Genomic DNA, 11,516 nt, shown 5'->3' with positions numbered 1-11,516 from the left:
TAGCTTAATTTTAGATATTAGCTTTCGGCTTTGGTCTTTTAGGTTTATGCTCTCTTTTCCTTTTAGCTTAAAGCATAATACAATACCTTTGCGGCATGTATAGTTTACTTAAGCCATTGCTTTTTCAGTTTGACCCGGAAAAGGTACATTACTTTGTTACCCGCAACCTGCGCAGGTTCAATAAATTTCCCGGCGGAGCGGCTGTTAGTCGTGCCACTTGGGATATGAAGGATAAGCGCCTGGAAAAAGAAGTGTTTGGCTTAAAATTCATTAATCCGGTAGGCCTTGCGGCGGGGTTCGATAAGAATGGGGAAGTAATAGCCGAAATGGCCAACTTAGGTTTTGGCTTTGTTGAGGTAGGTACGGTAACGCCGTTACCGCAGCCGGGTAACCCTAAGCCGCGCATGTTTCGCCTGCCGCCAGATGAGGCGCTGATAAACCGTATGGGTTTTAATAACCTGGGTGTTGATGTGGTTGCCGCTCGTTTGGCCGCCTACCGCAAAAACCGACCAAAGGGGCAGGAGGGAGTTATTATCGGCGGCAACATCGGTAAAAATAAAGTTACCCCTAATGAGGATGCGGTAAGCGATTACATCAAATGCTTCGACAGGCTTTTTGATGTGGTTGATTACTTTGTGGTGAATGTAAGCTCGCCCAATACCCCCGGTTTACGTGCGCTGCAAGAGAAGGAGCCGCTGATGCATATATTAAATACCCTGCAACAACGCAATAATAAAAATAGTATCAGCAGACCAATATTACTAAAAATAGCACCTGATTTAACCGACGATCAGCTAAACGATATTGTTGAGATAGTTACCGAAACTAAAATAGCGGGCGTTATCGCTACCAATACCACCATCAGTCGTGATGGGTTGAGAGGAAAATATAAAGGTGAAACCGGTGGTTTGAGCGGCAAGCCCTTAACCAAACGCTCAACTGAAGTGATCTCTTATCTGCATAAAAAATCAAACGGCGCTTTTCCGATTATCGGAGTAGGAGGTATACACTCTGCGGATGACGCTATAGAAAAGCTGAATGCCGGCGCTTCGCTGCTGCAGTTATATACCGGCTTTATATACGAGGGGCCGGGGCTTATCAAGCGTATCAACAAAAAAATCCTGTCGGTATAACCAACAGGATTTCTTTATTTCAATAAGGTATCTTTTACTTATTTGCTCAGGCTTGCTAAAACTTCGTTGTTTTTAGCTAACTGATCTTTAGTTGATTGCGCTGAACGGCTGCCTGGTTGCAGGTTAGTAGCCAGTTTCAGGAATTGAACTTCCAAACGTGAGAAAGTTTTATTTCTTCTATCTTTTCTTTTTAAACGAGTAACGCCCATGATACTTAATTTTTTAATACTTTAATAATCCTGTGAGGTCGGGAGCGGATTCGAACCGCTGTAAAAGGTTTTGCAGACCTCTGCCTAGCCACTCGGCCACCCGACCATTTTTTAAGGAACGCAAAAGTAGCAAATATTTTTATTGACTACCAACTTTATTTCAATGTATTTCTTTTTATTTCTGAACAAAATATGGCCGTGGCTATGCCAACGTTCAATGATTCAGCCTGCCCGGCCTTTGGGATGGTTATCGCTTTTTGTATTAATCGTTCAACCGATGGCCTTATTCCGTTACCCTCGTTGCCCATAATCACCAACCCTTCGTTGCCAAATTGAGTGCTGTAAATGTTGCTGCCGTTCAGCAATGCGCCGTATATAGGTAGTTGCGTTTGCTTTAAAAATGCTTCAATATCAACGTAATGTACTTTAATGCGCGATAATGAGCCCATGCTGGCCTGTACTACTTTGGGGTTATAAGCGTCCGCTGTATCTAACGAGCAGATCACGTCGGTGAAGCCAAACCAATCTGCCGTGCGTATAATGGTGCCCAGGTTACCGGGATCCTGTATACCATCTAAAACAATTGAAAACTTTTTGCCTAAGCTTTGGTTACTAAGTGCGGGCCAATCGGGTATTTTTACCAGCGCGACAATATCCTGCGGCGTTTTTAACGAGCTGATTTTTTCAAGGTCATTTAGCGATATTTGCTGGATGTTTATTTTTTGCGATAAATTCAGCAATTTTGGGTCGGATGTATACGTTTGAAAAACCGTGTCAATCTGATAGTGCGAATTGGCAAATTCATTAACCGATTTGTGGCCCTCAACAAGGAACAAGCCATGCTCGGTTCTAAACTTTTTATGTTGTAAGGATTTTAATAAATTGATCTGAGATTTTGAAAGCATACATTCCCCCTGCTAATTATCGCCTTACAATATTAACCATTCTTTTGCTCATAATATCTTCGGGCTGTAGTTTAACCCGTAAGCTGAAGGACGATCAGGCACTCGTGCGTAAGATCACCATAAAGGGTGTTGATGATGACTATAAGGACCTTGCGCTGAATTATGTTGATAAAGAACAGCAGCCGAATAACTGGCTTAACCTGCAATTTTATTACCTTTTCAGCAAAAACGGAAAAAAGAATATTGGCGAACCCCCAGCGATATTGGATAGCAGCCTCGTTGAGTACTCGCGCCTGCAAATGGAAAAGTTTTTGCAGAATAAGGGCTACCTAAAAGCCAAGGTTAAGGATAGCATCCATATTAAAAAGAAAAAAGCAGAGCTGATTTTTACTGCCGAACAGGGGCCGATGTTCCATGTACGTAATTATAAGGATAGCATTGGCGATAGCCGCGTACGCTCGTTATACGAAGGTTACAAAGCCAAAGCCCACGTAAAACCGGGAAGCCGGTTTGATAGGGATAGCCTGGCTTACGACCGTGACGAGCTATACACCGTTATGAAACGTAACGGATATTATGATTTTTACCGCCAATATATCAGCTACGATTATGACTCAACCTATAATAACAGTGTTGTTGATGTTAAAATGATTATTGATAACCCGGCGGGAAAAAAGGAACATCCCATATATAAGATCAATAACACGCTGATAACCATTGCGCGAAGTACCGGGCGTACAACCGGGCAGGCAGATACATTACAGGTTGACACGCAGTTCAGGTTTGTTGATTACTCCGGCCGCTTTAAACCGCGAACCGTAACCGATTACGTTTTTCAGAAAAAAGGCGAACTGTATAATATAGACCGCCAGCAGCTTACCACGGCTCGTCTTTCTGAACTGAACGTTTTTCGTAACGTGCCTAACCCTACCTATACCAAGTTGGCTGACAGCAGTAACCGCCTGGATACCCGGATAGACATTATCCCGCTTAAGCGGATGAACGACCGTATTGAGGGCGAATTTCTGTTTAGCAGCGGGCGGTATGGTTACAACATTGGTAATACATTTACCAACCGTAACATGTTTAAGCAGGCCGCTATATTGCAGCTTAAAATAAACTGGAGCGTGTTGTTTGATAATGGTAGTAATTCCGCGTCGCGGGGTAGTATCGAGAATCAGGATTTCAAAGTCGGTTTGAGCTTGAGCTACCCAAGGCTGATATTGCCTTTTAGGGCGCCGATATTAGGCAAGTACGGGGTGCCGCACACCACCTTTGCCAGTAACTATCAGCTATTCTACCAAAAGGGCCTTGTTAAACGGCAAAGCTTTGTGAATTCCATCACTTACGATTTCTTTGAAACGCCCGACAAGCGCCATACCATTACGCCTTTATTTATTGAGTTTTCACGCGGTACTATTGATCCAACTGCTTACCGGCTGTTGCTGAGTCAAAACAGGTTTTCCTATATTTATCTTATCGGGCGTACCATACTTACTTCGGGAAGCCAGTACACCTATCAGCTTAATGCCAACAAGTTAAACTGGCTGACGGATTTTCTATACTTCAGGGGGAGCCTCGATGTAGGTGGAAATGCGTTCAGTTTGCTAAGCCATGTGTTTAACACCAAGCCCGATAGCACCGGCCGCCGCACCTTATTCGGGTATAATTACGCGCAATATGCCAAAACGGAGGTTGACCTGCGTTTATACCGTAGCTTTTCGCACGAGCGGCAGTTTATCTTCCGTATAAACCCCGGCGTTGGTATACCCTATGGCAATAGCGACGAACTGATATTCGAAAAGAACTTTTATGCCGGGGGCGCAAACGACATACGAGCGTGGTTGCCGCGTACTTTAGGTCCCGGGCAATTTAACCGCGCCAGCTACGGCAGCAACGCCATTGCCGATACGCTGCGCAGCCAGTTACGGTACATTGACCAGGTAGGCGAGGTGAAAATTGTAGGCAATGCGGAGTATCGCTATCTGCTGGCAAACAACTTCTTTGGCTCAAAGTTGAAGGGCGCTTTCTTTATGGATTTTGGTAACGTTTGGCGATTGAAAAAGCAGGAAGAGAGTCCGAATGGTGAATTTCGTTTAGGTAACCTTTGGAATTCAACTGCCATTGGCATTGGTACAGGTTTGCGTTTTGACTTACAATTCTTCGTATTTCGTTTTGATATTGGCCTGAAGTTTAAGGATCCGCAGTTCAGCGGGTCAGACCAATGGGTGCTGCTTAAACATGGCGACGAACTGTTCCGTACCGGCGACTTTAAGCGGGCTTACAAAGAGGCCAATAAAACCGGTGTTGATACGGATGGTAACATTCTGGGCGACGGATACAGTTTTATGCAGCTGAACTTTGGTGTAGGGTTGCCATTCTAAAGCAAAGATTTGTTAAAACAAACCTTTAAGGCCATCCACTATACTTTCAAAAAAGCGGCCCATGCTTAAACCATTATGGTGGTTAAAGTAAAAGAAGATTATGAAGATGATGACCGCGATAATGATAAAACGCTTAAACATATAAGCTAACAATATCAGCGCGCAAGGTATAGCCAGCAGCAATACCCAGCTTATATGCCACGGAGCCAGTTTACTGCCATTTTTATAAACATAGTATAAAATGGAGTGGGTGCCGTTATCGTTAACATGCTTGGCATATAAAAAGGTGGATTTATCTATTTTATGGCGGTAAAATGCAGTGCCTTTATCAAACTGTAACGTCTCATTAAACCCATTCATTGTAAAGTTGAAGGTGCCGTTAATACTCTCGCGCACTTTACCTAATGAATCTGTAGCCTGAACGGCCACTTCATCCTGTGCGAAAGGGTTTTCTACAATCGCAAAGTGATCTATGGATATGGTATCAGCAAATGAGGTAGTAAACGCCAATAATGCTATGCAAAGGAGTAGTAGTTTTTTCATGTATGCAGCCGGCTGGTTTCGGCAACTAAAAATAGTGTTTTGCGCTATTTGTTAAGCAAATAAATACTAAAATTCAATACCGAGGCAAAGCTCACCCATAAAAGGTAGGGTATAAGCAGCAATGCCGCCGTTTTGCTGAAATGCGAAAAGTACACCATGCAACCTATAATGCTGATGAGTAACAGGATGATCACCACAAATGCACCCAACATTTGGTGCAGGCCGAAAAACACTATCGACCAAGAGAAGTTAAGCGCAAGCTGAGCTATATAAATCTTGCGGGCATTGCTATAGGCTGTGCTGCCGTCGCGGCGTTGCCATACAAGGTAAGCCGCAATACCGATGAAGATGTAAAGCATTGTCCACACCGGGCCGAACAGCCAGTTAGGCGGACTGAACGATGGCTTTTGTAAACCGGCATACCATCCCGGAATTTCGGGCCGGGTAAAGTAAGAAGCCGTAAAGCCTATGGCCAGCGTTATCGCTATGCTAATAATGAGCGCGCTCCATTGCAGGCCGCGCGGTTGTTGTTGCGCTAATGTGTTCATACTATAATTTTATTCAACAGATGGTGCCCTACTTAAGTTTGCGGTATTATTGTACTTTAGCATTAGTAATATTTTAAGCATGATAAGGGCTATTAAACTCTATACCGGCGATGACGGACATTCGCATTTTATAAAGGGTACTTTAGTTGAAAATGAATTACACCAGGCGGGCAGCATACGCTTTCGCGAAACCGCGCCAGGTTCATCATATGATTGGCATAACGCGCCTACCGAGCAATACGTAATTACGCTGACCGGTACGCTGGAGTTTGAAACACGATTAGGCGAAAAGTTTACACTCTCCCCCGGTGAGGTGCTCATCGCATTGGATACCACCGGAACGGCTCACCGCTGGAAGATGCTGGGCAACGACCCATGGAAACGGGCGTACATTGCTTTTGATAAAAATGATGAAATAAACTTTGTTCCCGATAAATAAGTAAAGGCTTGCATCTTTCTCCGTATGAAGATATTTAATATCATATTTATTATACTATTCGTGGTCTCTGCCGGCTTACAGTATAATGATCCTGACCCTTATTTATGGGTGCCATTGTATTTGTACCCGGCATTGATATGCTTTTTCGCCATTAGGGGAAACTATTATCCGGCAATGTATTACATAGGGCTAACCGGTTACCTGGCTTATGCTATATACAAGTTGTTTGACAGCAACGGCGTAATAGATTGGGTAACACAGCACGACGAGGAAAGCCTAGTACAAACCATGAAAGCCACCAAGCCCTGGATTGAGGAAGCGCGTGAGTTTTTTGGCCTGATTATCTGCTGGGTGGTATTGCTCATTAATTTTATCCATTATAAAATTAAAAGCAGGCGATTGCCCGGAAACAAGTACTCCTTTTAACTATAGCTGATGCCCTGCATGCTGCCCTGGGTGTAGTAAAACGGAACAAAGCCATCGTCGGCAAGCGTGCAGTTAACCAGCATGGTGTTAAAATTTATCTCGCCGAATATATTGGCTAACGCCGCATCGGCAGCATCGCGGCCGGTGGCTAACTTCACCATTCCGTTAAGCGGCACCAGTTTAGTGGCATCAAATAATATCCAGTTGCCGCCTATGTAGGCCTCGAAACAGGCATGAAAATCTGCCGGGTAAAGTTTGTATGCATAACCGGTAAAATAGCGTGCGGGAATGGTAAGCGCTCTGCAAAGCGCAATGCCTAAGTGCGCAAAATCACGGCAAACGCCGGCCTGCTCGGTAACCGTATCAAAGGCTGATGTTTCTGAATTGGTTGAGCCGCTAAGGTACTGTACATTGGTATAAATCCACTCCGCCATGTTAAGCACGGTTACAAACGGGTTATCTACATCACCAAACATATTATGCGCCAGCCTGAATAATTTGTCGGATTGGCAATACCTGCTGGGATGCAGGTAGGTTAATACCTCCGGCGGCAGTTGATGTACGGGTGTTTCCTTTACGCCGGTCATATCAACCAGTTGCCAATGGTTATCAACTGTGGCGTGATAGCTTATGGCAATATTACCAGGCTCATTTATTTGCAGGCGTGCCAGCCGGTTTTCTCCGGCAATATCTTTCAATTCTTCATGATCTATCTGCGGGGCAATGCTTAACTCTTCAATCAGGATGCTTTGTGAAAGAGTATTTAAGGCATGGATATTTAATATAAGCGTACCGGCTGTATTTGCCGTGTAGGTCATTTCAGCCTGTACTTTAAATTTCATGTTGTCGTAATGCTTAATGTGTATTTTTGTTTTCTATCGGTAGTTTATCAAAGGCTATATTCATCCAGTCTTCAGATACATTTACCAGGGCATTCTTCAGTTCGTCATCCCATTGTGCCGATATGGCGTCCAGATCACGCGATTCATAGCGTTGTTCAATCAGTTCGTAACTGTCCTTTTTATATAGAACAACGTCAATCGGATAATCAACATTATTGGAACTTACGCGGGTTGAATCAAACGACAAAAAACCGGCTTTAAGCGCCAGCCGCATACTTGAATTTTCGCTCAGCACCCGGTTCAGTATTGCTTTGCCATGGCCGGAGTTGCCGATCACCACATATGGCGCGCCCTGCCCAAGCTCTACCCAGTTACCTTCAGGGTAAAGCAGGTAAAGCTTATGCTCGGCGTCATCCTTCAATTGTCCGCCTATGATGGTATTCAAATCAAATTTGAAACCCGCCTTTTCAAGTGCGGCGCCATCCTCAAATGCAACGCGTTTTACCTGCTCACCAAAGGCGTTAACGGCCTTGTATAGTTTGTTAAATTCCTGCGTGTCCAGCAACTCGTTAAAATATACCATGGCCTTGTCTCGTACGGAGCGCAGGCCGCTGGTCATTATAAAAAGCGAAAAATCATCCCGTTGTTCAATCGTAACTTTCTTTTTGTTAGTAGTTTCTGTACCTGATGTAATACGGGTATCGGCTATAGCTACCAGCCCTTCCTTAACTTTTATTCCTAAGCAGTAGGTCATGTAATAATATGCGTTTGGTGCTTAGCCCAAATTAACGATTTAAACTTAAAAAAGATGATTTTATTAACGATGTAACATCGCGCCCGAACGGCTATCTAAAAAGTAAGCCGGGTCAGGCGGGACCCGGCTCGGTATTGCGTGCTTTTATGAAAACAGAAAAAACACAATCCAAAGATACAGATTAACCGTTTTATTAAAATAGTAATCAGTAATTTTACATATGAAGCATATTCTGATACTCATAGCGGACGTAATACTTGCCACCCTGTTCTTCTCCTGGGCAGCTGCAAACATATCAAAGCCGAGCAATTTATATGTGGGCATAGGCATATTTCAGGCGCTGGTTGGGTTGTTGTTTGTGGCTTACATTATTCGCTATATCTATCGTAAACTAACTTAATAACTTATATTTTACTTTTTTAATGGAACCTAATAACCTTAAACGCGTGTTTCGCATTGGCGGTGTAGTGATTTTACTTGTTGTCGCCCTGTTTATTCAACCTTTTACTTACGAAAACATTGATGCCGGTAACGTGGGCATAAAAATTAACCTGTACGGTACCGACAGGGGCGTGGATAACATCACTATTGTAACCGGCCGTGTGTGGTATAACACCTGGACAACCAAGATTGTGGAATTTCCGACTTATACGCAAAATGTGGATTATGAGCCCTTTGTTATTACTACTAAAGATGCCGCCGAGTTTCAGGTAGACCCTAAGCTAAATTACCATGTTAACGCTAACCTGGTACCACAAATTTACAGGCAGTACCGCAAGCCGCTTGGCGAAATTGAGCAGCAATTTATGCGCAACACTATATATGATGCTTATCGTATAGTGGCCAACAGTTTTACATCAGACAGTGTGATGAGCAACCGGGAGCGCTTTGAAGATAAGATTCAAGCGCTGCTTACCAAAAACCTGGCTAAGGATGGTTTTGTGTACGATCAGCTTACTTCAGCCATTACGCCGCCGACATCATTAAGAAGGATGATCGACGAAAAGAATGCCTCGATACAAGCGCGTTTAAAAGCCGAGAACGAAGCCAAACAAGCCATTGCCGAAGCGCAGGTAAGTAAGGCTAAGGCCGAAGGAGAAGCCGCGGCATTGCTAATTAAAGCGCGCGCCGAGTCAGAAGCCAACAAACTCAGGCAGCAAAGCCTTACACCGCTGCTGGTACAAACCCGCATGATTGAGAAGTGGAACGGCCAGCTGCCCACTTATGGTACCGTACCGCAATTGTTTAAAGATATTACTAAAGAATAAACACTTAGGAGCTCCGGATAAACCCGGAGCTTTTTAATTTAACGGGATTTGGAAAGAGAAGGTAGCGCCATGCCCTAACTGGCTGTTTACCGAAAGATGGCCGCCGTGCCGGTTGATGATCTCGTTGCAGATGTATAAGCCTATACCAAGGCCGGATATATGCGCTGCTACATGCTCCACCCGGTAAAAACGGGAGAAGATGTGCTTTTGATCATTAGGATCGATACCCATACCGAAATCCTGAACCGAGACAGTGGCCTGTCCGTTATTATGGTTTAGCTTAACGAGGACCTCGTTAGCCTGCGGCGAATATTTAATTGCGTTTGATAACAGGTTGACGATAACCTGCTCAATACGCTGCTGATCGGCGTTAACAATAATGGGCTCTTCAGGCTGTTCAACAGTTATATTGTGCGTAGTGCAGGTTTGCTGCATAACCTCGGTACACTCCGCCAGTAAATCCGTTAAATTAAATGTGGCGTATGATAGGGGTAACTGCCCTGTTATGATTTTTGATACATCAAGCAAATCCGAAATCAGATTACTTAGTTTGCCTACTTGCACCCGTGCCTTTGTTATAAAACCCGCGTTGCGGTCGCTGCCCGCTAATGATCTTTCGATTATTTGCAGGTAGCCGTTGATCGTCGTAACCGGCGTTTTTAACTCGTGACTGGCCAGGCCGATAAATTCATCTTTACGGGCATTAATTATGCTGATCTCTTCGTACAACTTAGCATTATCTAAAGCAATCGCAGCTTGTGCCGCGATGCCATCAACCAACTGCTCATGCTCCTGTGTAAACATAGCGGGTTTACTATGGCCGTATAGTAAGCCACCTATTACACTGCCATGTTTAGATATTACCGGTACCGCCAGGTAACTCGTAACAGGTAAATGCCCTTTCGGCATACCGTGGTGCGGGGCGTATTTTCCGTATCTTTGGTCTTTAGTTATATCATCAACGCGGATAATACCCTCGCCCCTGAACGTAGTTTTAAATACATCCGTATTGCGTGGCATGCCCAGTTTTTCAAATGCTTCTTTGGGTGCGCCTGATAGCGTATACAGCATATACGCCTCGCCGTTCTCGTTCAGCTTGTTGTAAAAGAACGCGCCATACTCTGCTCCGGTTAATTGCGTAGTGGCATCGGTAACCTTTTGCAATATGGTTTGTACATCAAGGTTTTCAGCCACGGATTTTCCGAAAGAATTCAGTATTTCCAAGTTTCGGGCGTAATGCTGCAACTGTTGCTCTGCCTGCTTTTGCTTGCTGATGTCGCGCGCTATTTTTGATGCGCCGATAATGTTACCGCTGGTATCTTTAACCGGAGATATGGTTAGCGAAAGTGGTATAAGCCTGCCGGTTTTATGCTGTCTCAGCGTTTCAAAATGGTCAACAATCTGGCTGCTGCTTACCTGGTTTATAATATGTTCTTCCTCGCTCAATCTATCGTCAGGTATCAGCATGGTGATAGATCGGCCTATGGCTTCCTGTTCGGTATAGCCAAAAAGTTTCTCGGCGGCATGGTTCCAGCTGGTGATAATTCCATCAAGGGTTTTACTAATAATGGCATCATCAGACGAGGTAACAATGGCTGCCAGCATGGCCTGTTTACCTTCATCCTCTTTTTGCGCAGTAATGTCAATCAGGGTATTAATAACACCGGAAATTAATCCCTCATTATCACGTATGAGCGATGTATGATGGTTGATGTATTTACGGCTGCCGTCAGCGCGTTCAAGTATGAATTTCTTTTCAAGGGCATCTGTTTGTGCAGATAAGCTGTGCGCTGACAGACTTTGACAAGGCGATACCAGCATTCCATCAAGCGTGTAAGTTTTGACGTTACCCAACCAGCGGGTTTCGCCGTTAACAGGTTTGCTTCCCCAGAGTTGTTTTGCAAACTCGTTGTAAGTAGTTATAAACCCTTCATTATCGCATATGTAAACAGCTACGGGCAAACCGTTAATCAAGGCCGCTGCCGGATTCCCGGTGTTAACTGCTCCATCCATCTCTATCATGTGTGGCGAAAAAGAAAATCTGAAATTGGTGTTGTGTGTAAAT

Annotated in this window: 13 protein-coding genes and 1 tRNA gene; 6 read left to right on the top strand and 8 right to left on the bottom strand. The window is 44.3% G+C overall.

Annotated features, from left to right (window positions below):
- Positions 1-95: 95 nt before the first annotated feature.
- Complete coding sequence (locus tag ABD960_RS13350) at positions 96-1,133, top strand: quinone-dependent dihydroorotate dehydrogenase (RefSeq protein ID WP_345331655.1); 1,038 nt, start codon at positions 96-98, stop codon at positions 1,131-1,133.
- A 38-nt stretch (positions 1,134-1,171) separates the two neighbouring features.
- On the opposite strand, the gene ABD960_RS13345 is transcribed toward ABD960_RS13350, so the two are convergent.
- From ABD960_RS13345 to ABD960_RS13335, 3 genes are all read right to left on the bottom strand, one after another.
- Positions 1,172-1,342, bottom strand: a complete 171-nt coding sequence (locus ABD960_RS13345; RefSeq protein WP_228950374.1) for a spore protein — start codon at positions 1,340-1,342, stop codon at positions 1,172-1,174.
- A gap of 35 nt (positions 1,343-1,377) precedes the next feature.
- Positions 1,378-1,448: transfer RNA gene (locus tag ABD960_RS13340), tRNA-Cys, on the bottom strand.
- 49 nt (positions 1,449-1,497) lie between these two features.
- Entirely contained in the window at positions 1,498-2,247 is a 750-nt protein-coding gene (locus ABD960_RS13335; RefSeq protein WP_345331654.1) for a TrmH family RNA methyltransferase, read from the bottom strand.
- Between the two features lie 44 nt (positions 2,248-2,291).
- Between ABD960_RS13335 and tamL the strand changes: the two genes are divergently transcribed.
- Positions 2,292-4,631, top strand: coding sequence for a translocation and assembly module lipoprotein TamL (gene tamL, locus ABD960_RS13330; RefSeq protein ID WP_345331653.1), 2,340 nt, complete (start codon positions 2,292-2,294; stop codon positions 4,629-4,631).
- Positions 4,632-4,643: 12 nt separating this feature from the next.
- Here the strand turns inward: tamL and ABD960_RS13325 are convergent, their stop codons facing one another.
- Positions 4,644-5,174: a hypothetical protein gene (locus ABD960_RS13325; RefSeq protein WP_345331652.1), complete on the bottom strand. Its 531-nt coding sequence runs from the start codon at positions 5,172-5,174 to the stop codon at positions 4,644-4,646.
- 44 nt (positions 5,175-5,218) lie between these two features.
- Entirely contained in the window at positions 5,219-5,722 is a 504-nt protein-coding gene (locus ABD960_RS13320; protein WP_345331651.1) for a TspO/MBR family protein, read from the bottom strand.
- A gap of 79 nt (positions 5,723-5,801) precedes the next feature.
- On the opposite strand from ABD960_RS13320, the gene ABD960_RS13315 reads away from it, so the two are divergent.
- Positions 5,802-6,161: a cupin domain-containing protein gene (locus ABD960_RS13315; RefSeq protein WP_345331650.1), complete on the top strand. Its 360-nt coding sequence runs from the start codon at positions 5,802-5,804 to the stop codon at positions 6,159-6,161.
- A gap of 24 nt (positions 6,162-6,185) precedes the next feature.
- Positions 6,186-6,587, top strand: coding sequence for a transmembrane 220 family protein (locus ABD960_RS13310; protein ID WP_345331649.1), 402 nt, complete (start codon positions 6,186-6,188; stop codon positions 6,585-6,587).
- Here ABD960_RS13310 and ABD960_RS13305 read toward each other — a convergent pair.
- Together ABD960_RS13305 and ABD960_RS13300 are read right to left on the bottom strand one after the other, a co-directional pair.
- Positions 6,584-7,429, bottom strand: coding sequence for a transglutaminase-like domain-containing protein (locus tag ABD960_RS13305; RefSeq protein WP_345331648.1), 846 nt, complete (start codon positions 7,427-7,429; stop codon positions 6,584-6,586). The two genes, ABD960_RS13310 and ABD960_RS13305, sit on opposite strands and share 4 nt — an antisense overlap.
- A 13-nt stretch (positions 7,430-7,442) precedes the next feature.
- Complete coding sequence (locus tag ABD960_RS13300) at positions 7,443-8,183, bottom strand: proteasome-type protease (RefSeq protein WP_345331647.1); 741 nt, start codon at positions 8,181-8,183, stop codon at positions 7,443-7,445.
- Positions 8,184-8,403: 220 nt separating this feature from the next.
- Between ABD960_RS13300 and ABD960_RS13295 the strand changes: the two genes are divergently transcribed.
- Positions 8,404-8,583, top strand: coding sequence for a hypothetical protein (locus tag ABD960_RS13295; protein ID WP_345331646.1), 180 nt, complete (start codon positions 8,404-8,406; stop codon positions 8,581-8,583).
- Between the two features lie 22 nt (positions 8,584-8,605).
- On the top strand, positions 8,606-9,451 hold the full coding sequence (locus ABD960_RS13290; RefSeq protein ID WP_345331645.1) for an SPFH domain-containing protein: 846 nt from the start codon (positions 8,606-8,608) through the stop codon (positions 9,449-9,451).
- 33 nt (positions 9,452-9,484) lie between these two features.
- On the opposite strand, the gene ABD960_RS13285 is transcribed toward ABD960_RS13290, so the two are convergent.
- Entirely contained in the window at positions 9,485-11,473 is a 1,989-nt protein-coding gene (locus ABD960_RS13285; protein WP_345331644.1) for a PAS domain S-box protein, read from the bottom strand.
- Positions 11,474-11,516: the final 43 nt, after the last annotated feature.

The sequence above is a fragment of the Mucilaginibacter defluvii genome, assembly GCF_039543225.1.
Lineage (GTDB): Bacteria > Bacteroidota > Bacteroidia > Sphingobacteriales > Sphingobacteriaceae > Mucilaginibacter > Mucilaginibacter defluvii.
The sequence above is the reverse complement of the archived record's forward strand: the minus strand, read 5'-3'. Positions and strand labels throughout refer to the sequence as shown.